This is a genomic window from Streptomyces kronopolitis, from assembly GCF_014646275.1.
Taxonomy (GTDB): domain Bacteria; phylum Actinomycetota; class Actinomycetes; order Streptomycetales; family Streptomycetaceae; genus Streptomyces; species Streptomyces kronopolitis.
The window spans coordinates 118,960-141,993 of record NZ_BMND01000007.1 but is presented as its reverse complement, the minus strand read 5'-3'; the positions used below and the strand labels follow the sequence as shown (position 1 = coordinate 141,993).

The window sequence follows — 23,034 nt, the reverse complement described above, 5'->3', positions numbered from 1 at the left end:
CTCGCGCCCACGGATCGCGACGGCGTGCCGCCGAGCCTAACGGGCCGGGGCGCGAGCCTGGCGGGAAAGCCACGCGATTTCTTCGCCCCCTTCCCCTCCCCCGCCCCACCCCGCCACCTCACCCAACAAAAGCCGTCGCCAGAGCACGCGCCCGTCAGACGATGCCCCCGCCAGACGACAACGCGCCCCTCAGACAAAGCCGCCGCCAGACGACAAGCCATCCGTCAGACAACGCAACCGCCGGCCGAAGCCCCCATCAGACAAAACGCCGGCCCTACGAGACACCCGCCGTACGAGGCCAAGCCAGGCCAAAGCCACCCTCGCCCCAAGGCATCCTTCGCCCCAACGTCACCCTCGCCCCAAGGCATCCTTCGCCCCAACGTCACCCTCGCCCCAAGGCATCCTTCGCCCCAACGTCACCCTCGCCCCAAGGCATCCTTCGCCCCAACGTCACCCTCGCCCCGAGGCATCCTCCGACCCGACGCCACCCTCGACCAAAGCCACACCCACGCGACCTACGCCGTCGTCAAACACCCCACGGCAAGCCATCGCCCCACCCGGCCGAAGCCATCACCAAACAAACCCCGCACCCCAACGCTCCAGCCGAAGCCCCTCAGCCGAACTCACCCCCAGCCACCCCGCGCCGAACCCGCCCCCCGACCGAAGCCCCTGCCAAACGAACCCCCGGATCCCAACGCCCCCTTCAGCCCAACTCACCACCGCCCCCGACCGAAGCCATCACCAAACGAACCCCCGTCCCCCACGCCCCACTCACCCCAACTCACCACCGCCCCCGACCGGAACCATCACCATCAGCCGCCCCGGCCGGGGCCCAGCGTCCAACGCCCCGTCAGTCCTCGAGGCTCACGATCATCTTTCCGGTGTTCTCGCCGCGGAGCAGGCCCAGGAAGGCCTCGACGCCGTTCTCGATGCCGGAGACCTTGGTCTCGCCATACTTCAGCTCGCCGGAGCGGATCCAGGCGGAGACCTCCTCGACGAACTGCGGCTGCAGTGCGGCGTGATCGCTGACCAGCAGGCCCTGGAGGCGCAGCCGCTTGCCGATCACCATGGCGAGGTTGCGCGGTGCCGGGGTCGGCTCGGTGGAGTTGTACATCGAGATCATGCCGCAGATGGCGGCGCGGCCATGGACGTTGAGGGAGCTGATGGCCGCCTCGAGGTGGTCGCCGCCGACATTGTCGAAGTAGACGTCGATGCCGTCCGGCGCGGCCTCCTTGAGCTGCTCGCGGACGTCGCCGTTCTTGTAGTTGAAGGCGGCGTCGAAGCCGTACTCCTCGACCAGGACCCGGACCTTCTCGTCGGAGCCGGCCGAGCCGACGACCCGGGAGGCGCCCTTGAGCTTGGCGATCTGGCCGACCTCGCTGCCCACCGCACCGGCCGCGCCGGACACGAAGACGGCGTCGCCCTCCTTGAAGGAGGCGACCTCCAGCAGCCCCGCGTAGGCGGTCAGGCCCGGCATGCCGAGCACGCCGAGGTACGCGGTGAGCGGGGCCAGCGACGGGTCCACCTTGGCGGCGCGCTTGGCGTCCACGACCGCGTACTCGCGCCAGCCGAAGCCGTGCAGCACATGGTCGCCGACCGCGATGGAGTCATCGCGCGAGGCGATGACCTCGCCGACCGCGCCGCCTTCCATCGGCTGGTCGAGCTGGAAGGGCGGGACGTAGGACTTCACGTCGTTCATCCGGCCGCGCATGTACGGGTCGACGGAGAAGTGCTTCGTACGGACGAGGATCTGGCCCTCGCCGACCTCGGGCACCGCGGCCTCCCGCAGCGCGAAATCCTCGGGGGTGGGCCAGCCGTGCGGGCGGGCGACGAGGTGCCATTCGCGACCGGTCGTGGGCAGTGCGGACATAGCTCGATCCTCCAAATGCTTCAGATGATGAAACAATCATGCGCCTCGATATTTCATGTTGTCAAGCAATTGGGTATCCTGGTGTGCATGACACCGTGCGCAGACTCCTTGACCGTCGAGGTCGTCGATCTCATCGGCACCGTCGTCGCCCGTTACTACGAGGAGTACGAGCACGCCGCGGCCGAGCACTCCCTCACCGGCGCGCAGGCCCGGGTGCTCAGGCTGCTCTCCCTGGAACCGCTGCCGATGCGCAAGATCGCCCAAAGCCTGAAGTGCGAGCCGTCGAACATCACCGGCATCGTGGACCGCCTGGAGTCCCGCGGCCTGGTCGAGCGCCGCCCCGATCCGGCCGACCGCCGCGTCAAGCTCGCCGCCCCGACCGACGAGGGCGCGCGCACGGCCGAGGCGCTGCGTACGTCACTGAGCTTCGCGCGCGAACCCCTCGGCCGGCTGACGGTCACCGAGCGGACGCTGCTGAAGGAGCTGCTCCAGCGGATGCTCGGCTTCGTACCGGAGTGAGTGAGCGGAGGCGCGGGTTTCCGGGAGCCGCGCACAGGCCCAACTCCCCCATATCCACCGCCTCATACCTTCCGCCACCCCGAGCCCCGGCGACTCACGCGGAGAACGCAACCGCCTTCGCCCGATTCCGCAGCCGTGCGGCCCTCGGCCCCCGCCGTCCCCCACCATGTCCCTCATGAACCCCTCCCGCACCCCCGACAACGACCCGCCTCCCGGTGGCGGCGCCCCTTCCGGGCCTCCGGGGCCGGTCGCCTTCCAGCTGGTCCTGCTGCGCCGGATGGCCGACCACCACCCGGACCTGGTCGAGGACGCGCTGCGCACACTGGAGGTCTCCCGCGCCGACCTGCGCGAGGCCAACCGCCGCTGGCAGGCACGCATGCACGCCCCACGGGCGGCCGGCGGCATCCGGCCTTATCGTGCGCTGCTCGGCACCCCCGAGGCCGTCGCGCCCCGCCGGATCGGCGATCTGACCTGCGAGGCCCTGACCTGGCCGGTCCCGCTCTGGCCCGATCTGCGGTTCGAGGTCCTCACCGGCGGCCGGGGCGCCGTCTGGAACGCCTGGCTGATCCGCGCGCCCGGTGCCACCGCCCCTGACCTGCACACGACCGCGGATCTGCGGCCCTGGTCCTGCACGGTCGACGAGGTCGCCCGCGCCTTCGCCCCGGCCCGCCCCATGGAAGGCAGCGCCCCCACCCGCTGGCGCCTGGCCTGTACCGCGCCCGGCCCCGACGGCGCCCCGCGAGAGATCGTCCCCGAATTCACCTGGGGTCTGTACCAGCGACTGACCGGCTGAGGGCCCGCCGGAGCCGCGCGCCGCACCGCCTCACTCCGCTGCCGCAACCGCCCCGCACCCGTCCCCCGAGCGGACCTCCCGACAGGCGGCCGGCCGCGCACGCCCGGAGGATGGCGCTCAGCGGCTCCTGGCGAACGGGCCGCCCGCGCGCTCCGCCCACACCGGCCCATCGGGGAGGAATCACCCATGAACATCAGCCTCGCCCAACTGCGCCGCTGCTCGGCCGCCATCGACATCGGCGCCGCCCGGACCAGGGTGTATGTGAAGCACCAGGGGCTGGTCGTGGACGAACCCACCGTCGCGGCGATCAACACCCGCACCGGGGCGCTGCTGGCCGTGGGGGCGCAGGCCGAGGTGATGGACGGCCGCACCCCCGACTACATCCGGGTGGTGCGCCCGGTCTCGAACGGCACCATCGTCGACATCGACATGGCCCAGCGGCTGCTGCGCACCCTCGTCGGCGACAAGCTGCGCAAGACCTGGCGGCGGCGCCCCTCGACGCGGGCCGCGATCTGCCTGCCGCACGGCAGCGAACCGCTGGCGCAGCGGGCCGCCGTGGAGACGCTGACGGGGCTGGGCGCGCGGCGGGTGGAGATGGTCGACACCCTGGTGGCGGCCGCGGTGGGCACCGGGCTGCCGGTCGAGCAGCCCGAGGCCACCATGATCATGGTGTGCGGCGCGGGAACCACGCAGGTCGCGGTGCTCTCCCTCGGTTCGATCGTGGCCGCGGAGACCGTGCCGGTGGGCGGCAACGCCATCGACCACGCGGTCATCCAGCACCTGCGGCTGCACCACGAGCTGATGCTGGCGGGCCAGGCCGTCCGTCCGCTCCAGATGGTCCTCTCCGGGGGCGACGGTCTCACCCCCGGCTCCACGGAGGTGCACGGCCGGGACCTGATCAGCGGGATGGCGCGTTCCGTGCACGTCGACACCGAGCGGGTGCGGGACGCCATCACCACCCCGCTGACCGCGATCCTCGACGCCATCGGGGCCGTCCTGCGGCGCTGCCCGCCGGACCTGGTGGCCGACCTCGGGGAGCGCGGCATCGTGCTCGCCGGCGGCAGCGCGCTGATCCCCGGCCTGGAGCCGATGATCCATCAGGCCACGACCATGCCGGTGCACACCGCGGACCGCCCCGACATCTGTGCCGTCATGGGCCTCGGAGCCATGATCGAGGGCAAGGTGCAGCCCCTGCACCTCGACCCGATGGCCCCCTAGGGGCTGTCCGCAAAGCCTCTCGGGCCCGCCCGGAGTCCTGCTCAGGGCTGGGCGGCGGCCCGCCCTCCACGCGGTCCGGAAAAACCTCGGCCCGCGATGTCGAGAACCCGCGTCCGGCTCCGTCCCCGGGGTGAACGCGACCACAATGGGTCGCACCAGCACCGAGGAGAGGCACGATGGCCAAGTACCTGCTGCTCAAGCACTACCGAGGCGCACCGGCCGCGGTCAACGACGTCCCCATGGACCGGTGGACGCCGGAAGAGATCTCGGCGCACATCCAGTACATGAACGACTTCGCGGCCCGGCTCGAGAAGACCGGCGAGTTCGTCGACGGTCAGGCGCTCGCCCCCGAGGGGTCCTGGGTGCGGTACGACGGCGAGGGGCGCCCGCCGGTCACCGACGGCCCCTTCGCCGAGACCAAGGACCTCATCGCCGGCTGGATGGTGATCGACGTCGACACCCACGAGCGCGCCGTCGAGCTGGCCGGTGAGCTGTCGGCCGCCCCCGGGGCGGGCGGGAAGCCGATCCACGAGTGGCTGGAGGTGCGCCCGTTCCTGACCGCGCCGCCCACCATCACGGAGTGACCGCACCGATGGACGAGGCCCTGCTCCGGAGCCTCACGCCGGGCGTGATCGCCCTTCTCGTCCGCCGCGGAGCCGACTTCGCGGCGGCCGAGGACGCCGTGCAGGACGCGCTGGTCGAGGCGGTCCGCGTCTGGCCGGCCGGCCCTTCCCCGGGCTCTCCGCCGCGTTCGGGCCCGGGAGAACCCCTACGGGACCCGAAGGGCTGGCTGGTCACCGTGGCCTGGCGCCGGTTCCTCGACCAGGCCCGCTCGGACAGCGCCCGCCGCCGGCGTGAGGAACTCGTCGACGAGGAGCCGGCGCCCGGGCCCGCGTCCGGGGTGGACGACACCCTCCAGCTCTACTTCCTGTGCGCCCACCCGTCGCTGACGCCGTCGTCCGCGGTGGCGCTCACGCTGCGCGCCGTCGGCGGGCTGACCACCCGCCAGATCGCCCGGGCCTACCTGGTGCCCGAGGCGACCATGGCGCAGCGGATCAGCCGCGCCAAGCGCACCGTGTCCGGGGTGCGTTTCGACCGGCCCGGCGACGTCGCCACCGTGCTGCGCGTCCTCTACCTGGTCTTCAACGAGGGCTACTCCGGCGACGTCGACCTGGCCGCCGAGGCCATCCGACTCACCCGGCAGCTCGCGGCCGCGATCGACCACCCGGAGGTGGCGGGGCTGCTCGCCCTCATGCTGCTGCACCACGCCCGGCGCGCCACCCGCACCGCGCGCGACGGCAGCCTGGTGCCGCTGGCCGAGCAGGACCGCGGCCGGTGGGACACCGAGTCGATCACCGAGGGCGTGGCGATCCTCCAGGCGGCGCTCGCCCGCGACCGGCTGGGCGAGTTCCAGGCCCAGGCCGCGATCGCGGCCCTGCACGCCGACGCAGCCACCGCCGCGGAGACCGACTGGGTGCAGATCGTCGAGTGGTACGACGAGCTCGTGCGCCTGACCGACAGCCCGGTCGTGCGGCTCAACCGCGCCGTGGCGGTCGGCGAGGCCGACGGGCCGCGCGCCGGACTGGCGGCGCTCGCGGCCCTGCACGACTCACTGCCCCGCCACACGGCGGTGGCCGCCTACCTGCACGAACGCGACGGCGACCCGGCAACGGCCGCACGGCTCTACGCCGAGGCCGCCCGGAAGGCCCCCAACCTCGCCGAACGCGACTACCTGACCCGGCAGGCCGCCCGCCTCAACGCCGGGAGGGGGCGCTGAGGGGTCCGTGCGGACCGGCCCGCGGCACAGTCTCGGCCCTCACAGACTCCTGGCGTTCCAGGCCACCACCGCGGGGCGGTCGTGCTCGGTGCCCAGGACGCACACGGCCCCGGTCTCGAAGGTGAAGAGTCCGCCGGCGGCGGGCGGCAGGCCGAGGCGGCGGGCGGCCAGCACCCGCAGGAAGTGCGCGTGCGCCACCAGCGCCACATCGCCCTCGTCCGCGGCGAGCTGCGCCGCGATCCGCGCCAGCACCCGATCGGCGCGCGCCCCCACCTGCTCGGGCGACTCCCCCGGATGCGCCTCGGGCCCCTCGGCGACCCCGTCGGAGAACAGATACCAGCCGGGCCGGGCGCGGTGGATCTCGGCGGTGGTGACGCCCTCGTAGCCGCCGTAGTCCCATTCCCGCAGATCGGCGTCGATCTGCGGACGGGCGAGGCCCGCCAGTTCGGCGGTGCGCAGCGCCCGCTGCATCGGGCTGGCGTACACCGGCCCGATCTTCCGGCCCGACAGCAGCGGCCGCAGTGCGCGGGCCTGCTCCTCGCCGTCCACGGTCAGGGGCAGATCGGTCCAGCTGGTGTGCCGGCCGTCCCTGCTCCACTCGGTCTCGCCGTGCCGGACCAGAAGAAGGTCGCTCACGAGCTCTGCGCCTGCTGACCCTGTTCGCCCTGCGCCTGCTCGGCCTGCTGGGCCTCGGTGACCGACGCCCGGACCTCGTCCATGTCCAGCGCGCGGGCCTGGCCGATGACGTCCTCCAGGGCCTCCGCGGGCAGCGCGCCCGGCTGGGCGAAGACGGCGATGTTCTCCCGGACGATCATCACGGTCGGGATGGACTGGATCTGGAGGGCCTGCGCCAGCTCGGGCTGCGCCTCCGTGTCGACCTTGGCGAAGACGAGGTCCTCGTGCGTCTCCGACGACTTCTCGAACACCGGGCCGAACTGCTTGCACGGCCCGCACCACTCGGCCCAGAAGTCGATCAGGACGAAATCGTTGCCGGAGACGATCTCGTCGAAGTTGTCCTTGGTGAGCTCGATGGTGCTCATGCGTATGTCCCTGCTTCCGGTCTGTCGACGATTGTCAGTCGGTCTCCGGCTGCGGTAACGGGAACAACCCGTGACGTATTCCGCACGCCGGACCGTCCCGCACCCCTGCCCACCGATCACGTTCCTAGACATCCCGATCGGAGTGGGGATCGCCACGCCCGCGCGCCGCCTTCCACACCAGGTCCGACGGCCCCCGACGCACCTGACCGGCGCCCCTGACCGTCGGCCGGGGCGCGTCGGGGCGCGAGGCGGCGCGGCCGGGACCCGGCTGCGACCCTCGCCGCCACCGCACCCCGGCCGGCGCATTCCCGTATTCCGCTGCCACGCCCCGCAGGGCGCGGCGGCTATTCCTTCGCCTTCCCGTAGTCGGTCGCCATGGCGCCCGCGAAGTCGTACACGATGACCTGCTCGTCCCCCACCACCCAGGCGTCGTGACCGGGCGAGCAGACGAAGACGTCGCCGGGTCCCATTTCGGACTCCGCGCCGTCGTTCATCCGGATCCGCATCCGGCCCTGCACCATGAAGCAGTTGTGGTGGATCTCGCAGCTGTCGGTCCCGGCAATCGGGCCCACCGACTCCGACCAGCGCCAACCGGGCTCGAAGGTGGCCACGGCGAAGTCCAGTCCGGTGAGGTGCAGGGCTTCGAGGTGACCCCGGGGAAAGTCGCGCCGTTCATCCGGCTTGTCGACCGTTTTGACTTCCATCATGAGGGCTTCCTCCTGCCACCCCCCTGGTCCTTCGTGTCCGCCCCTGGCCCTTCCATCCGGTCCTTCCATGGTGCGCCGCGACCGCGCGCCCGGCCACCGGTGCGGCCGCCCGCCGGAGCCGCCCGGCCGGGATGTCGCCGCAGAGGTGCCGTGGCACGCGGTGGCCTCCTCCGGCGGCTAGCATCCCGAGAGGACCGCCAAGAACGGAGCATTCTTCTGTGCGTCATCTGCGCGTAGGCGTCGCCATCTTGACCATGGGGAACCGCCCGGCCGAACTGCAGGCCCTGCTGGATTCGGTCGCCAAGCAGGACCTCCAGCCGGCGCATGTCGTGGTCATCGGGAACGGCTCGCCGCTCCCCCCGCTTCCGCACGGCGCGCTGGGCGTCGAGCTGACCGACAACCTCGGCGTCTCCGGTGGCCGCAACGTCGCCCTGGACGAGCTGCGCAAGCTCGGGGACCTCGACCTGGTCGTCGACCTGGACGACGACGGCCTGCTGATCAGCAACGACGTCTTCAGCCGGCTGGCCGAACTGCACACCCGTGAGCCGACGTTGGGGATCGTGAGCTTCCGCATCGCCGACGAACGGGGCCGCACCCAGCGCCGGCACGTCCCCCGCCTGCGGGTCGGCGACCCGGCGCACGGCGGCCTGGTCACCACCTTCCTCGGCGGCGGGCACTCCCTGTCCGTGCCGATGCTGGACAGAATCGGCGGCTGGCCCGAGGAGTTCTTCTACGCCCACGAGGAAACCGACCTCGCCTGGCGGGCCCTGGACGACGGCTGGGACATCCGCTACGCCCCCGAACTCGTGCTCCAGCACCCCTACACCTCCCCCACGCGGCATGCCGTCTACCACCGCATGGTCGCCCGCAACCGCGTCTGGCTGGCCAAGCGCCACCTCCCCGCCGTCCTGGTCCCGGTCTACCTCGGCGTATGGGCACTCCTGACGGCGCTGCGCACCCGCTCCCTCCCCGGCCTCCGCGCCTGGGCCGCCGGCTTCACCGAGGGCGTCCGCACCCCCTGCGGCCGCCGCCGCCCGATGCGCTGGCGCACGGTCTGGCGCATGACGAGGCTGGGCCGGCCACCGGTCATCTGACCTTGCCGCCGCCGTCGTGAGACTTTCGTTGCTGCACCTCGCGACGAAAGGTGATGTCCTCGGCGCATGGGGCTGCTTACCGTGACCACGTGACAGGTGTGGAAGGTATGGAGCGTGCACGGCGCGCTCGGCAGGTGCCCACGGCATGGGTGCGTACGGGGCTGCGGCTGGCCGAACCGGGCAGGGCTCTCTTCGCTCCCGGGATGTGGCCGCCCAGGCGCATCGTGCTGGAATCGCTGCTGAGCGTGCTGCTGGCGACGCTTGCGGGAGGAACCGAGGCCGTGCGCGACGGGGGCGCGGTAGGGATCGCCGCCGTCGCACTGGCCGCCGGACTGCTGCTGCCGCTGCGCCGGGTGCTGCCCGCGACCGTCCTGCTGGTGGCCATCGCGGCCTCCATCCCGTGCAACGGTTTCGCGCTGCTGATGCCCGTCACGAGCTGGTCCGCCGGGCGCCGGATCGAGGGCGTCGGCAGGGCGACCGGCACCTTCGCCGTCGCATACGGCCTCAGCTTCGGCCTGGAACTCTCACGGGAGTTGCCGCAGGTCTCGACGGCTTCCGTGGTCATAGGCGCCCTGGCGACCCTGGTGGCAACCATCGTGCCCGGTCTCGCCGGCCGATACTGGTCGCAGCGCCGCACGCTGCTGGACACCCTGCGCGAGTACAACGCCCAACTGCTGCGTGAGCGCGCGATGATCGCCGGACAGGCCCGGATGCGCGAACGCCAGCGCATCGCGCAGGACATGCACGACAGCCTCGGACATCAGCTCGCCCTCATATCGGTGCACACCGGAGCGCTGGAGGTGGACCGCGAGCTGACCGGGCGACAGCGCGAAGCCGTGGGGGTGCTGCGGGAGGCGTCGGTGAGCGCGATGCGCGAGCTGCGCGAGGTGGTGGGGCTGCTGCGGGACGGCACCCACGCCCCCGAGGACGGGACCGCTCCCCCGGTCGTCGCGAGCGGCCCGCCCACCTCCGCTCCGGAGGCGAGGGGAGAGGAGGACGCCAAGTCCCCGTCGCGCGGGGTGGCAGGCATCAACCACTTGGTGGAGGCGTCCCGGAGCGCCGGTACGGCCGTGGAGCTGCGACGCTCGGGCGAGGTGCGTCCGCTCGCCCCGACCGCCGACCACGCGGCGTACCGGATAGCCCAGGAGGGCCTGACCAACGCCCACAAGCACGCGCCGGGCGCCTCGATCGCCATCGCGCTGCGCTATGAGCCGGACTCGTTGGTCGTGGAGGTCGCGAACGGCCCCGTGCCCGGGACCGCGGACGACGGCCGGAATGTGGTGAGCGGCGGCCAGGGGCTGACCGGGCTCCGGGAGCGGGCCCGGCTCGTCGGCGGCATGGTGCATGTGGGCGCCACGACCGACGGCGGCTTCCGGCTGGCGGGTGTGCTTCCGTACACGGCGCCGGAGCGCGGCGCCACCAACTCCTCGCCCGGCGACGAGACGGCGACGTTCGTCGATCCGACGGGCGACTTTCGACAGCAGATCACGGCGGGTCCGCCCGGCGAAGCTGATCCGGTCACCGACTGGAACAGATCGCCGAAGGAGCTGGCCACGGCCATGAGCGCGCAGAAGAGAAGCGGCGGGATAGCCATCGGCTGCGGGGTGGCGGCACTGCTCGCCCTGCTGCTGGTGGTCGGCGTCCTCGTCGGTGGGGCCTTCCTCCTGACCGAGGTGAACAAGGCCATGGTCGAGCCGAAGGAGTACGCGGCGGTAAAGGTGGGCCAGCCCGAGTCCACGGTGCGCAAGCAGTTGCCCGAGGGCTCCTCCGTCCTGACCGAGGGCCTGGACGACGGCGCACCACCGGTGCCCGAGGGGGCAAAGTGCCTCAGCCTGAATTCCTCGGAGCTCGGCAGCAGCTTGGAAAAGGAGCCGGTCTTCCGGTTCTGCTTCAAGGACGGCAAGTTGATCGAGAAGAGGTCCTTCGAGGTCACAACATAAGGGGCGGAACGCTCGCCGGGGGTCCGGACGGGGTGCGTGGTCGGGGATGATGGGAGCGGCCGTAGCCATCACCGTTCAAGAGGGCGCAGGAGACTCGTGATCAAGGTTCTCGTCGCGGATGACGAGCCGCTCATCCGGGCGGGTATCAGGATGATTCTCACCTCGGCCGACGACATCGACGTCGTCGCGGAGGCGGCGAACGGCCGCGAGGCGACCGAACTGGCCCGCGCCCAGCGGGTGGACGTCGTCCTGCTCGACATCCAGATGCCGGTCATGGACGGCCTGACCGCCCTCGCCGAACTCCGCCGCGCCGCCCCCGACGCACGGGTGCTGATCCTCACCACCTTCGGGGACCAGCAGAACGTGCTGCGCGCCCTGGCCGAGGGCAGCGCCGGCTTCCTCCTCAAGGACTCGGCGCCCGCGGAGCTGATGGGAGCCGTCCGGGCCGCCGCGGCCGGAGACGCCTACCTGTCACCGGGCGCCACCCGTCACGTCGTCGACTCCCTGGCATCCGGCCAGAGCACACGCCGCGCCGAACAGGCCCGCCGCCGGCTGGAGACCCTGTCGGGCCGCGAGCTGGAGGTCCTGGCACTGCTGGGCGAGGGCCTGTCCAACGCGGACGCCGGCCAACGAATCCACATGAGCGAGGCCACGGTCAAAACGTACGTGAGCCGCATCCTCGCCAAACTGAACTGCGAAAACCGCGTACAGGCCGCCCTCCTGGCCCGAGACGCCGGCCTGGGCAACTGAGCAAGCCCCGCATGCGGGTGCTGCCCAAGCCCGCCACCCTCAACCACCGGACGTCCCGTCAGCCCCCGCACGGTCGCCGGACGATAGCGCCAACAGCCTGACGGTTGGCCGAAGCGGCCCAAGAAGGCTGCGCAACCGCCTGCGCGCCACCGCGACGCCGTCCGGGCCACCGTAGAGCCACTTGATCTTGGTCTGAACGACTGAACGGGGGTCACCACACTGGTGTGGTGACCCCCGTTCTGACGCTTCCCCAGGCAGAAAGAGGCCTTCCCCTGAGTGCTGCAATGGGGCAGGTGGAACTCGACCTATCCCCGGTGACACGTCTCACCTGCGGCTTCGCCGAAGAAGCCGACATTCCCATCCCATTCCATCCTGCTGCGCCCTACTCGATCCTGCTGGATCCAGTGCGGTTAGGTAATCGCCACACCACTTCCCCCGGCAGACGCCGCTCCTGGCGAGACGTGCCTACAGCCCATGGCCTGCCGAGCCATGCGTGCAATTGGATGACCACGCAGTTCGAACGGTCTCCTCCGGAGCAGCTCACGTTCTGTAGTCACCGGGGACGGGGAGCCTTGGCCCAGCTGCGACGCGCGAACAGCACCAGCCTGGCCTTCCCTTGGGCTTCCACCATGGCGCTGGCTCAAACCGGCAGGATCCACCGTGACGGATACAAAGAGTCCAGTAATAGCCTGGGGCCACCGACATCACATGCACCAGCAGTACAACGCCGGAACGGTGCCCCAGGCCACAAAGGCTCCATGGGCCACTACTGCCCTGCTGAACCTGCAACCTAATCGAAGGGCATTACGTCCGAATCGCTGAATTTAAGTAAAAGCAACTCACCGCCTTCCTGAAACCGCAGCCCACGGCCTGTGATCCCCGCGCATGCGGGGCTGGTCCCGTCTATCCGCCCCTGCGGCAGCTCGTGGCTGAGTTGTCCCCCGCATGCGGGGATGGCCCCCGACACGCAACTTAGGCGGCGCGGAGGGCCAGGGCGAGGAGGCCGGGGAAGCGGGCGTCGAACTCTTCGCGGCGCAGGCGGTTGAGCCGTTTGGTGCCCTGGTCGCGCTGTTCGACGAGGCCGGCGTCGCGCAGGACGGAGAAGTGGTGGCTCTTGGCGGCTCTGCCGACGGATACGTCGAAGTTGCTGCAGCTGAGCGTCCAGTCGGGGTGTTTCGCAAGAGTGCAGATCAGATGCATGCGCACCGGGTCCGCGAGCGCGGCCAGGGCGGTGAGCAAGGGGACGTCGTCGGGGTGGGTGTGCACGGGAGCCGGTCGGTGTCCTGTGGCTCCAGCCTGCTCCGGCATCTCTCAGCCCCTCCGCGGCCCGCACTTGCTTGCTGAATGTTCGATCCTCATCTTACATTGCTCATGTTCGATACCGGTTGAACATCCCCCGATGGGCTGGCAGTTGATGTCGTCGGCCGCCCATAAACGCCATGGCCCGGGCAGCCCCATGCCCGGGCCCCGAACCGCGGACGGAGAAATGCAACAAAGAACTGCGGCCCGAGGATTCTCCGCCGTCGCGGGCAAGGTGCCCGCGCCCTGTCTCGTACTGGCCGGAGTGAGCGGGATCCAGTTCGGAGCAGCGCTCGCCCCCAGCGCCTACCCCCAGGCAGGAGCCGCCGGCGTGGTGTTCCTGCGCCTCCTCATCGCCGGCCTGATCCTCTGCGTGCTGTGGCGCCCGAGGTGCCAAGCACTCAAGTCGGCCAAGGGAGCCTGGAAGACCGTACTCGCCGCCGGAACGCTGCTGGCCGGACACCACATCGCCTTCTTCGAAGCCGTCAACCACATCCCGCTCGGGATCGTCGCCACGATCGAATTCCTCGGCCCCTTCGCCATCGCCCTCGCAGGCTCCCGCCGTGCTCTCGACCTGCTCCCCGCATGCCTGGCAGCAGGAGGCGTACTCCTGCTCGGCGGCGGAGACAGTACCTCTCTGCCCGTGGTCGGCCTTGTCCTGGCCGTAGCGGCAGCCTGCTGCTGGGCCGGATACATTCTGGTTTCCGCCCGCATGGCCACCCGCCTCAGCGGCGGCCAGGGCTTGGCCGTGGCCATCGCCTGGGCGGCGCTGCTCAGTGCCCCCTATGGCATCGTGCACGCCGGCTCCGGCCTGCTTGACCCACACGTCCTGTGGGTGGCGGCCGTCGTGGCAGTCGTATCCAGCGTGCTGCCATACTCGCTCAACCTGGAAGCCTTGCGCCGGATTCCGCCGCGCGTCTTCGGCGTCCTGACGAGCCTGGAGCCTGCCGCAGGCGCCCTTTTCGGCCTGCTCGTCCTTGGCCAGCACCTCGACCGGTCACGGTGGCTCGGGATCGCCACAGTCGCCTGCGCCTCCATCGCCGCCACCTGCCTGCGCCCCGGAAAACGCAGGATTTCACGCGTCCGAGCAACGAGCGGCTCTCTCCCCGAGAAGGGATCCGCACGGAACGGGGCCGGCATCCCGAGCACGACCGATAAGGCGACAATGCATTCCCCTGACCGGTCATCCGGCAACGTCGAAGATCTTCATGCCTCAAGTCCTCGACATGATCCAAACGAGAGGCCCTAGTGGTCCCCGCGCATGCGGGGCTGGTCCCGCCACCAGCGCCACCCGCCCACCCTCAACCACCGGACGCCCCGTCAGCCCCCGTACGGCCGCCGACTTACCCAAGCCCCCGGAGAACCTCCCCACCGGCCACCGACGGGCACGGAAGACCAAGACCACCAAGGGCACCGGCGGCGTCAAGTTCAGCGTGAGGTCCACCGCTGTGGTCACCGGTCCATCCGCGCACAGCAACGCGCCGGTCCGGTTCAACGGCGTGCCCCCGCGCACGGACGGGCAGTCGAAGAAGCCGTTCCGGACGGGTGACGCCACCGCGGGAACGCTTCCCGCCGGACGCCGGCGTGCAGCGGACTCGTTCCCCCACGGCCTTCGTGCCGGCCATGTGCTTCTTCGGTCGGAGCACAGGACCGGACGAAGGCCGTGTTCACGTCCCCGGAATCCTCGTACGAGCGATCAGGTTCGAGGAATCGTTCGAGGTCAGGCTGTCTAGAACAAGCTCAGCGCATCCACTCGATGTAGAAGTTGGGGAGTCCGGGCTGGGGGGCGCTTTGGCAGGTGGCCTCGTGGTACTTGGGGTTGAGCGGCAGGTCACTCTTCACCTGGTCGACGCACTGTTGGAAGGAGTCGAACGACTCGCCACCGACCTGCACCCAGCCGTCATTGGGCTGGGTGTCGGCGAAAGCGGTCGTGGCTGTCAACGGCATGGTGACGGCTGCGGCACCCACGGCGAGACCGAGAGCGATACGAGTGCGCCAGGACTTCATTCATTCCTCCATTGGTTGCTTCGGGTCGTTCTCCGCACAGCTCTCCTGGAGAGACGCTGCGGCCGAAAACCGCCTGAGCTGTGCGTCGTTCACCGGGTGGTGAGCTTTTCCGGCCAGTGCTGTCCGAGGACCGGGGCCCTCGGACAAGCTGGTCGGCACGTCCCCGCACCGGTAGAGCGGTGAGCGGTCCATGGGGCGCGTATGGCGCGGGGTGCGAGGGCTTACGGGTGGTACTTCTCCTCGACCGTCTCGGCTGCGCCGGACTTGGTGCTCATGGTGACGCGGACGGTCACGCTGCTGGTCTTGGCAGCCTTCTCCAGCTGGTCCACGGTGCACTTCGAGGTGCCGTAGCCGTCCTGGCCGATGGACACGCTGCCCGAGTCGTCCGAACAGATCGCGGCCGCGCCGAGGATCTTCGTGGCGTTGGCGACGAAGAACGCCTGGTCCATGCCGCCGCCCTGGGGCTTGACGATCAGCTTGCCGGGCGCAAGGTACTCCAGCTTGCCGACGAGCGTGCGGTGACTGCCCGCGTGGGCGACGCCGCCCCCGGCGGTGGCCGACGCCCTGGTGGACTTGGCGCTCTGACCCTGCGAGGCGGAGTGGGACAAGGAGGAGCCGCTCGTGTGCTGGGCCGGGGCCGCGGCCGAGGCGTGCTGCGAGTCGGACGCGGTCGAAGTGCTCGCGGAGCCGACGGCGCTCGCCGCCCCGGAGCCCTGCCCGCAGGCCGTGAGCCCCATCCCCAGCGTCGCCGCGGCGACAATGGTGGTGGCGATGCGGCGGCCGGCGCGCCCGCGGAGGCAGGTGGTGAGGGTGGCGGTGTTCATCGTGGATTCCTGTTGCTCTGTTCTCTGGTTCGCTCCCGGACAACCATCACCTTCGTAGACCGGGTTGGCGTTCTGCTAACGGACCACTAATGCGGTGCAGCGACCCACCGCAGCGCGCTTGTCTCCGACCGCATCAGCATCGCCGGCCCTGGCGTTCAGGTATGACTGCCTCGATCAGCCCACGTACCGAGGACCACTACGGCGAGGAGAGGAGGAAAGGAAGAGGGGCCGCTCGCAGAGGAAGACTCGGGGACGTTCCTCAGAACGACATCGAACTGAGCTGAACCGGATTTTGTAGCGGCCCCGCAGCCCGGCATGTCGCCTCGGCAGATGGGAGGACACAGGTCCGATGCCCGCACCACGGAAGTACCCCGACGAGCTGAGCGAGCGAGCCGTCCGCAGAGTCCGGGCCTCCGTGTCCAGCCGCTACGACGAACGGCTCATCGAGGCCGGCGCCACCACCTCCGTCGGCTCCGTAGCCGACAGCTACAGCAACGCGATGACCGCCACGGTTCGGGATCGGCACGCCTCCCGCCGGTTCCCCGCACCCGCGGGGTTGGTCCCCCGGTACCCGCGGTGTCGCACACCGATGCACAGTTACGCTTCGTAGCAGATGGAGGGAAAGAGAGCCGGTCTGCCTACGAGGGCCCGGGCACGGCACCACTCACGGCGAATTCACGTCGCGGTATCGGGCAAACACTGCGTCCCGCTCCCGCTCCCAGCTCCAGTCCGGGTCCCGACGGCGGAACTCACTAACGGCCAGCTCGAAGAATTGGTCGGACGGCTTCTGGCTGGATCCATTGACCACCAGTGCCGACAGCATCGGCTCGGGACCGGTGCTGTCCTGGCGGCATACGTCCGCCAACAGGAGCGACATCATCCGGCCGTGGTAATGCACCCGGTGCTCAGGTGCCACGGCCGTGCTCAGCGACTTGTAGGTGTCGGTCCTGCCCTCTCGGGCCCAGCTCTTCAGAACCCCCACCATGGCTTCCAGCGCGGCCATGTAGTCCACGTCCCCGTGCTGCATGCGAGCCCCCTCCACCTCAACTGGGCGCCACGGTAAGCGCATTGCCCACTCGCCGGGATATGTGACTCTGCCCGCAGGCCACCCACCACCCCCGCCACCGGCCCGTCTGGGCATCGGCCGCCGCCAACAGCAGGGTCTTCATCGGCAAGATCGGCTGGTCCCAGGAGACCGAGAAGTCTCGCCTCAGGGCTCAGGCGGAGAGCATGACCAGCCACCCCGACAAGCTTTCAGAGGAAGACGCGGGCCACCTCCAGCCACTTCTGTGCGTCCTCGCCGGTCGCCGTCAAGTCGGTCTCGGACCAGGGGCGACGCCGGGTGACACACAGGCAGAAGTCCATGGCGCTGCCCTGTACCCGTTGCGCGGCAGCCTCGGGCCCCCACACCCACGTCTGCCCGTCAGATGCTGTCAGCTCGACGCGGAAGGGGGCCGCCGGCTCAGGCAGTCCGACGGCGGCGAAGGACAGCGCCCGTCCCAACACCCCCAGCGAGGCCACGTGCTGCAGTCGATCCGTCGGGCGGTGCGCCACGCCCGCAGCATCGAAGACATCCTGTCCGTGTGCCCAGGTTTCCATCAGACGAAGGGGCACCATCAGGGCCGGGGTCACCTTCGACATATACCAGGGGAAGGCGTGGTCCCATGGCGTATCGAGCAGCGCCGCCGCCAGTTCCGCTCGACCGGCCCGCCACTCGTCCAGAAGTAGCGACCGCGGTTTGACCGCTCCCGCAGCGGCGGCCTTGTCGGCATACCCGCCGCCTTCGGCTTCCGCCCGCCCAAGCTCGGCGCTGAACGCGTCCGGAGCGCGTAGGGCGCTGAGTGCGTTTGCGTCCGACCACGCGAGATGGGCTATCTGGTGGGCGACCGTCCAGCCCGGTGCCGGTGTCGGTAAGGACCAGTCGTGCAACTCCGTGACCAGGACGTCGAGATCATCACCCTCAGCCACCAGCGCGGCCAGGACACCGGCGTCATCCACCTCGGGGACGGCAAGGTCGTAGTTCAACATGTAAGCCATGATGCGCTTCCCTGAGGTCAGCGGAGGCGAAGTGCGCGGGCAGACCCCGATGTCGCCAGAGTCTGCCCACTCGATGGCGGGCTCGCCGCACCACGGACCACCACGCTTTAGCTCCTCGGGCGTGTATCGAAAGCATTTTCCAGGAGATCGTCAGGCTGCCCGGCTACGGTGCGGGCATGGGGAATTTCGTGCTGGTTGCAGGTGCACGGCTCGGGGCGTGGGCGTGGGGCGAGGTGGTGCCGTATCTGCGTGCGGCTGGCCACGGCGTCTATCCGTTGACGCTGTCCGGTCTTGCTGACAAGCGGGGTGTACCGGCGGGGCAAGCGACTCACGTCCAGGACATCGTTGCCGAGGTAGAACGCCAGGGTCTGCGTGACGTAATCCTGGTGGGTCACAGCTACTCGGGCATCCCGGTCGGTCAGGCCGCGGAGCGGATCGGTGACCGACTGGCCCGCGTGATATTCGTCGACTCAAGTGTTCCCACTGACGGCGAGTCGTTTGTCTCCGCCTGGCCGGACGGCGGGGCGGCAGTGAAGGCATCGATCGCCGAGAACAGAGGATTTTGGCCGCTCGCGCCAGCTGCTCATTACGACGGCGAAGGTCTCACCGATGAGCAGATCGCACGCCTCGTACGTGGCTCGACGCCTCACCCAGGTGCCACGCTGACCGAGCCCGCTGTGCTGGCGGGGCCGCTCGGTGAACTTCCGGCCACATACGTCCTGTGCGTGATGCCGGGGGCCGAGCCTGACGACGCCGAAACCGACGAAGAGGTGGCCGAGCTGCTGAACAGCGAGCGCTGGCGGCTGGTCAAGATGGACACCGGCCATTGGCCGATGTTCTCCCAGCCCCGCGAGCTGGCGCAGATTTTCCTCAATGCTGCCGTGCAGTGAGAGCACCTCCATGCCTGCGGGCTTGTTTTGGACGCGCTTGATGCGTGCTGGCCACAGCCCTTCGCCGATGGCCGCTATGAGGATGGTCGCCTCATGGCGGCCATCAACGAGTGGCTGTGAGCAGCGCATTCGAACGACGCCCCGCGCTACCCCAGCCACACCCCATCCCGCATCACGACCCTGCCACGCAGTTCCGGTACTCCGCGCCAGGCACGCACAGTCCGCGGTGCCACGCGCAGGTACAGGAAGGGGGTCTCTTCCGTACGCGGATCCCAGCCGAACTTGTCCGCGAACGCATCTGCGGAATCCTTTGGTACTTCCCGCGCGGGATAGCATTTTGCCTCCCCTTGCAGCAGCACCACGTCGAAGGCATCCGGCAGCGCCAGCCGTACGCGCGGTTCCTTGCGCACATTGCGCGCGGTCGCAGAATTCGCGCCGGTACACATCCACACTGCCTGTCCGTCCCACAGAAACCACAGTGGCAGCTGATGCGGGCCGTGGTCGGGGTGGGCCGTCGACACCCACATGTCGCGCTCTGAGCCAAGCCGCTCCAGGCTGTCCCGCCTGCGCTCTGCCGTGGTGCGGCGAATGATCTCCGTAGCTCGCATGGGCGCCGACCTTAGTCAGCAAGTTCACGGTGCGCATGGGGCGCAGGCCCTAAGCCTGCAGGCGGACCATCGCGCCCAGGTACCCACCAAGAGCGACAACATGGCGGACAGAACGCGTCACAGCAGGGAGCTGGAACCGACACCCAAGGCGCCAGGACATTCGAAACACGGCCTAGCTCGCGTTGTGATCTTCGTCACCGGAAAAGAGATCAAGTTTCCGATTTCTTTACGTTACGATGACTCCGCCTTGGTCGGGTGGATCGTCCGATCGGGGAGCAAATAGGGGGAAGAAACACGCGGGGGCCGTTAAGTTTGGACGCCTACCGGCGATCCCGCATGCCCCTTCCCCCATGGGACTACAAGGGGAATTGTACGTGAGTCACGAGCGTTTACGCATAGCCGCAGCCACGACGATGGCGGCGGTCGCCATCGGTGTCGCTGCGCCGGCAGCGACTGCCGCAACGATGTCGTCGTCCGGGCTGCCCGCTGCCCAGGAAGCCCAAGTGACGGAGTCCCTTGCGGCCTTGCTCGAAAGTAAGGCGCCGGAGGCCAGGGCGTTCTTGTCGCTCTTCTCTGCCGACGAAATAGCCGAGTTCAAGCGGGCGGCAGACACCGCCCCTTCCAAGTCTGGCCCGCAGGCGCTGGCAGCCCCGAACTGGGGAAAGATTTGGAGCGCCCTGAAGAAGATCGGCGGCTTCACCAAGGCTGTCGGAGGGAAGTACGCCACCTTCAAGAACTGGGTCGACAGTCGTCCTTGGTACATCAAGTACCTCATCAAGGGCCTGAGCCCTGGCCTGACCCTGTACGACATCTGGTGGCACTTCAATCACTGAGTGACCGGAGTTGCATAGTCGTCCGGGCCCGCGGCTCCACGCTGCGGGCCCGGGTGGTTGAACCTTACGTAGAGGGGACTTCCAATGAAAGAAGCCGCTGAGACCCCCGCCGGTAACGCTACGGAAGGTACCTGGGCGATCCCTCTACTGGTACTCATACCCGTGGCCGTCATCGGGATGGTGACCGACCTGTCCACGGTCTGGCGCGTTGTCTCTTGGATCATGTGGAGCTTCGCGGCAGTGTTGACGTTGGTGGAGTGGATACAGGTGCTGCGGTACGGGGTGAAAGGCGCACGCGGTTGGTCCGCCTGTGTACTCACACACTGCGTGCTGGTCTGGCAAATGGCTCACCTAGTTCTCAATTGGTGAAGGTGTATAGCGCCTTACAAACTCCGCTTCTTACGGGACGGCCCTTAGCTCGATGGGTTCCGTACCACCAGAGTGCCTGTTGGCGTTGGTCGACGAGCCCGGCCTGACCGGTTGAAACCTCCGCCTGACCCGCTGAGGTTCACGCAAGGGCCCCGACCGTCAACCTGCCCCCGCGGGACGGCAGTCGGGGCCGATTTTTTTGCATGTGCTCTGCATCGCTCGGAATCGGCGCGCGCTGTGTCTCAGTACAGCTCCCGCATCGCGCACATGCCCCCGCGTAGGATCACGGCTCCCGCCACCAGAACCAGCGCCATGGTGATGTCTGGCGAGACATGCAGTCGTGAAGAATACTTTGATCTTCCGGTGCTTCTTCCCCGACACGCACGGCAGCGACGCCATCGAAACCGTAGGCCTCAACAACGCCACCTTCGAGAGGCACTGTCCTCGCATTGGCTCAACGTGACCCCGCACCAGGCAGATCGCTGCTGAGCATGTCGGCCACTTGCCCGACGACGTGGCGTGCAAGCTTCTTCGCGGCAATCCGATTCGTATGCTGAACCTGCCCTTCGGACAAGACCTCAAGTAGGCCGGAACGGGTCGAGTGGCACTAACAAAACGGACTCGGGCCCGGACTGTTCCCGCTCACTGCGGTACGGTCCGGGTCCGAGTCCGTTGACGAACAGTTCTCCCTCATTGGAGATCCAACGCCCGTCCGTGTGAACGCTGTTCCTCCGGCTGCTGGTTCTGGACGGCGGGAATCTCCAGCAGCGGACACGCCAGCTTCCGTGCGGCTTCCCGCCCCGGCCGCACCCGACGTGGCACCGTGCCTGGCCATCTGTACGGCTATCAGCTCGCACACGGTGTGATCCCGTGTCTCGGCTGGGGCGACGACAACCCCACCGTCTGCCACACCTGCGACGACCATTCCTGCCAGCGCCCTGAGCACCTACGCCTTGGGACGCCTGCCGAGAAATCGGGCCGAGTGGCTGGCCCGCCGGAAGGACCCAGGGAGCCCTCTGGCTGATCTCCGCGGCCCTGCCGTACGGTCACGCGCCATCGCAGCTGCGATCCGCGCCGGCCACGAACGCGGAGAGCATGAGCCCGAAGTTTTCGCGCGTATCGAGGCAGCCATCGCCGCAGGCAGGTCGCTTGGTCTGTGGTGACAGCTCTCTCTGCCATGTCGCGAACGCCTGGCGGGCCGACGATCTCCATGACGGGCTCCACGTCCGCTATGACGGGCTCCTGGGGCCGGGAGCGAGCCCAGGAGCGGCGGTCTACCGGGACGCGTCGGGATACGCGGCGGTCGCGCGGACCTCGACAAGGAGACCCGGGCTGGCGAGGCCGCTGACCCCGATGATCGTCCAGGTCGGGTAGGGCGCTTCGACGAGGTGCTGCTTGGCCTTGATGAATCCGGGCAGGTGCCGGCGGATGTCGACGTGGTAACTGGTGACGTCGACGAGGGCGGACATGTCGAGGTTCTCCATCCGGAGGATCTCCTCGATCTTCCGGACGGCGATTTCGGTCTGCTCCTCGATGGTGTCCGGGATGGTTCCGTCGGCGCGGCGGCCGATCGTTCCGGCGATGAACAAGAGGCCGTGCGCACGCACCGCGGCGGAATAGCCGAAGCTTGCGAAGGCGTTGGTGGTCTCCCCGAAGACCGCGTTGTTCTCGGGGATCTCGACGGTGTGGACGGTCATTTGCGGCGCTTCCTCTTCTTTGTCGAACCTCTGTTGACTTCTTTGTTGACGGGTCGTGGACCCCGTCGAGTCAGTCGCCCCAGCGGGACGAACGGCCGGTGTGCTCCAGCCGGGTCCGGCCGAAGGTCTGGCGTTCGCGCAGGAGTTCGCCGGGGGTCGTGTACCGGGGCGCGTTCTTCGGGCCTTTCGCGGCCTGCGCGACGATCGCGTCGGTGAGTGAACGGATCATGTCCAGCCGTGGATAGGCGGCGTGCATGGCGTCGGCCTGCTCATCGGTGACCGCGTCGAGGTGGTCGGCGCCCGCCGGGCCTCCGAAGTCGAGGGCGACGCCTTCGCGGACGAGCACGCACAGCGTGCCGCGGCGTTCCGCGATGCCCGGAGAGGTGTGCAGGGCGATCGCCTGCCAGACCTGGTCGGCGTCGGCCGTGGACATCCCCTCTTGGATGAGGAATTCGGCGGCCCGGTCGGCGCCTTCGACCTCGAAGCGCTGCCGGTGCGGGCCGTCCGACGCCAGGCCGAGGTCGTGCATCGCGCACGCGGCGAACAACAGGTCGTCCCGGTAGTCGTGGCCGACGGCCAGGCCGAGGCGGCCGGCGACCAGCCGGGCGAAGAGGTAGCTGCGGATGCTGTGGTTGAAGACGGACGGCGTTTCCACCGGCCGGATGAGGTTCGTGACGGCGTCGGCAAGGGGTGTGCTGGGCAGCGCGATCGGGTCGGCGGTCGCCTCGCGTGTAGGTCCGGTCATGTCCTCAGCCTGGCCGC

23 protein-coding genes and 1 pseudogene are annotated in these 23,034 nt (G+C 69.3%); 12 read left to right on the top strand and 12 right to left on the bottom strand.

Annotated elements, in window-relative coordinates; genetic code table 11:
• Positions 1-850 precede the first annotated feature (850 nt).
• A complete protein-coding gene (locus IEY78_RS11210) occupies positions 851-1,870 on the bottom strand; it encodes an NADP-dependent oxidoreductase (RefSeq protein WP_189097507.1) in 1,020 nt (339 codons plus the stop codon).
• An 87-nt stretch (positions 1,871-1,957) separates the two neighbouring features.
• Here IEY78_RS11210 and IEY78_RS11205 point away from each other — a divergent pair, with 87 nt between their 5' ends.
• The 5 genes from IEY78_RS11205 (at position 1,958) to IEY78_RS11185 (ending at position 6,177) form a co-directional block, all read left to right on the top strand.
• Positions 1,958-2,389, top strand: coding sequence for a MarR family winged helix-turn-helix transcriptional regulator (locus IEY78_RS11205; protein ID WP_189097506.1), 432 nt, complete (start codon positions 1,958-1,960; stop codon positions 2,387-2,389).
• A gap of 166 nt (positions 2,390-2,555) precedes the next feature.
• Complete coding sequence (locus IEY78_RS11200) at positions 2,556-3,182, top strand: hypothetical protein (protein ID WP_373294114.1); 627 nt, start codon at positions 2,556-2,558, stop codon at positions 3,180-3,182.
• Between the two features lie 186 nt (positions 3,183-3,368).
• Complete coding sequence (locus IEY78_RS11195; protein WP_189097504.1) at positions 3,369-4,400, top strand: rod shape-determining protein; 1,032 nt, start codon at positions 3,369-3,371, stop codon at positions 4,398-4,400.
• A 176-nt stretch (positions 4,401-4,576) separates the two neighbouring features.
• Positions 4,577-4,984: a YciI family protein gene (locus tag IEY78_RS11190; protein ID WP_189097503.1), complete on the top strand. Its 408-nt coding sequence runs from the start codon at positions 4,577-4,579 to the stop codon at positions 4,982-4,984.
• An 8-nt stretch (positions 4,985-4,992) separates the two neighbouring features.
• Positions 4,993-6,177: an RNA polymerase sigma factor gene (locus tag IEY78_RS11185; RefSeq protein WP_189097591.1), complete on the top strand. Its 1,185-nt coding sequence runs from the start codon at positions 4,993-4,995 to the stop codon at positions 6,175-6,177.
• 39 nt (positions 6,178-6,216) lie between these two features.
• Here IEY78_RS11185 and IEY78_RS11180 read toward each other — a convergent pair whose 3' ends face one another.
• From IEY78_RS11180 to IEY78_RS11170, 3 genes are all read right to left on the bottom strand, one after another.
• Complete coding sequence (locus tag IEY78_RS11180; protein WP_189097502.1) at positions 6,217-6,813, bottom strand: histidine phosphatase family protein; 597 nt, start codon at positions 6,811-6,813, stop codon at positions 6,217-6,219.
• Positions 6,810-7,217 (bottom strand): thioredoxin, encoded by a 408-nt coding sequence (gene trxA / locus IEY78_RS11175; protein WP_189097501.1) that lies wholly within the window; start codon positions 7,215-7,217, stop codon positions 6,810-6,812. The genes IEY78_RS11180 and trxA overlap by 4 nt, the downstream gene beginning before the upstream one ends.
• Before the next feature lie 344 nt (positions 7,218-7,561).
• Positions 7,562-7,924 (bottom strand): cupin domain-containing protein, encoded by a 363-nt coding sequence (locus IEY78_RS11170; protein WP_189097500.1) that lies wholly within the window; start codon positions 7,922-7,924, stop codon positions 7,562-7,564.
• A gap of 218 nt (positions 7,925-8,142) precedes the next feature.
• On the opposite strand from IEY78_RS11170, the gene IEY78_RS11165 reads away from it, so the two are divergent.
• The 3 genes from IEY78_RS11165 to IEY78_RS11155 all read left to right on the top strand — a co-directional run bounded on the left by IEY78_RS11165 (position 8,143) and on the right by IEY78_RS11155 (position 11,708).
• The gene (locus IEY78_RS11165; protein ID WP_189097499.1) at positions 8,143-9,018 is read left to right on the top strand and encodes a glycosyltransferase family 2 protein; all 876 of its coding nucleotides are present in this window, start codon (positions 8,143-8,145) and stop codon (positions 9,016-9,018) included.
• Between the two features lie 203 nt (positions 9,019-9,221).
• The gene (locus IEY78_RS11160) at positions 9,222-10,958 is read left to right on the top strand and encodes a sensor histidine kinase (RefSeq protein WP_189097590.1); all 1,737 of its coding nucleotides are present in this window, start codon (positions 9,222-9,224) and stop codon (positions 10,956-10,958) included.
• A 96-nt stretch (positions 10,959-11,054) separates the two neighbouring features.
• Positions 11,055-11,708: a response regulator transcription factor gene (locus tag IEY78_RS11155; RefSeq protein WP_189097498.1), complete on the top strand. Its 654-nt coding sequence runs from the start codon at positions 11,055-11,057 to the stop codon at positions 11,706-11,708.
• A gap of 972 nt (positions 11,709-12,680) precedes the next feature.
• Here the strand turns inward: IEY78_RS11155 and IEY78_RS11150 are convergent.
• Complete coding sequence (locus IEY78_RS11150) at positions 12,681-13,016, bottom strand: ArsR/SmtB family transcription factor (protein ID WP_189097497.1); 336 nt, start codon at positions 13,014-13,016, stop codon at positions 12,681-12,683.
• A 322-nt stretch (positions 13,017-13,338) separates the two neighbouring features.
• Here IEY78_RS11150 and IEY78_RS11145 point away from each other — a divergent pair, with 322 nt between their 5' ends.
• Positions 13,339-14,256, top strand: coding sequence for an EamA family transporter (locus IEY78_RS11145; protein ID WP_229699854.1), 918 nt, complete (start codon positions 13,339-13,341; stop codon positions 14,254-14,256).
• 491 nt (positions 14,257-14,747) lie between these two features.
• On the opposite strand, the gene IEY78_RS11140 is transcribed toward IEY78_RS11145, so the two are convergent.
• From IEY78_RS11140 to IEY78_RS11125, 4 genes are all read right to left on the bottom strand, one after another.
• Complete coding sequence (locus IEY78_RS11140) at positions 14,748-14,948, bottom strand: hypothetical protein (protein WP_189097597.1); 201 nt, start codon at positions 14,946-14,948, stop codon at positions 14,748-14,750.
• A 287-nt stretch (positions 14,949-15,235) separates the two neighbouring features.
• Positions 15,236-15,838, bottom strand: coding sequence for a hypothetical protein (locus tag IEY78_RS11135; protein ID WP_189097496.1), 603 nt, complete (start codon positions 15,836-15,838; stop codon positions 15,236-15,238).
• 664 nt (positions 15,839-16,502) lie between these two features.
• The gene (locus IEY78_RS11130; protein ID WP_189097495.1) at positions 16,503-16,865 is read right to left on the bottom strand and encodes a hypothetical protein; all 363 of its coding nucleotides are present in this window, start codon (positions 16,863-16,865) and stop codon (positions 16,503-16,505) included.
• Positions 16,866-17,092: 227 nt separating this feature from the next.
• Positions 17,093-17,875, bottom strand: coding sequence for a TIGR03084 family metal-binding protein (locus IEY78_RS11125; protein ID WP_229699853.1), 783 nt, complete (start codon positions 17,873-17,875; stop codon positions 17,093-17,095).
• A 176-nt stretch (positions 17,876-18,051) separates the two neighbouring features.
• Between IEY78_RS11125 and IEY78_RS11120 the strand changes: the two genes are divergently transcribed.
• Positions 18,052-18,765, top strand: coding sequence for an alpha/beta fold hydrolase (locus IEY78_RS11120; protein WP_189097493.1), 714 nt, complete (start codon positions 18,052-18,054; stop codon positions 18,763-18,765).
• A 146-nt stretch (positions 18,766-18,911) separates the two neighbouring features.
• Here the strand turns inward: IEY78_RS11120 and IEY78_RS11115 are convergent, their stop codons facing one another.
• Positions 18,912-19,373: a pyridoxamine 5'-phosphate oxidase family protein gene (locus IEY78_RS11115; RefSeq protein ID WP_189097492.1), complete on the bottom strand. Its 462-nt coding sequence runs from the start codon at positions 19,371-19,373 to the stop codon at positions 18,912-18,914.
• Between the two features lie 374 nt (positions 19,374-19,747).
• Between IEY78_RS11115 and IEY78_RS11110 the strand changes: the two genes are divergently transcribed.
• On the top strand, positions 19,748-20,206 hold the full coding sequence (locus IEY78_RS11110) for a hypothetical protein (RefSeq protein WP_189097491.1): 459 nt from the start codon (positions 19,748-19,750) through the stop codon (positions 20,204-20,206).
• A gap of 724 nt (positions 20,207-20,930) precedes the next feature.
• Positions 20,931-21,161 (top strand): annotated as a pseudogene (locus IEY78_RS35115) (amidohydrolase family protein); the annotation flags it as partial.
• Positions 21,162-21,849: 688 nt separating this feature from the next.
• Here the strand turns inward: IEY78_RS35115 and IEY78_RS11100 are convergent.
• Entirely contained in the window at positions 21,850-22,272 is a 423-nt protein-coding gene (locus tag IEY78_RS11100; RefSeq protein WP_189097490.1) for a Rid family hydrolase, read from the bottom strand.
• 70 nt (positions 22,273-22,342) lie between these two features.
• Positions 22,343-23,017, bottom strand: coding sequence for an HD domain-containing protein (locus IEY78_RS11095; RefSeq protein ID WP_189097489.1), 675 nt, complete (start codon positions 23,015-23,017; stop codon positions 22,343-22,345).
• Positions 23,018-23,034 lie beyond the last annotated feature (17 nt).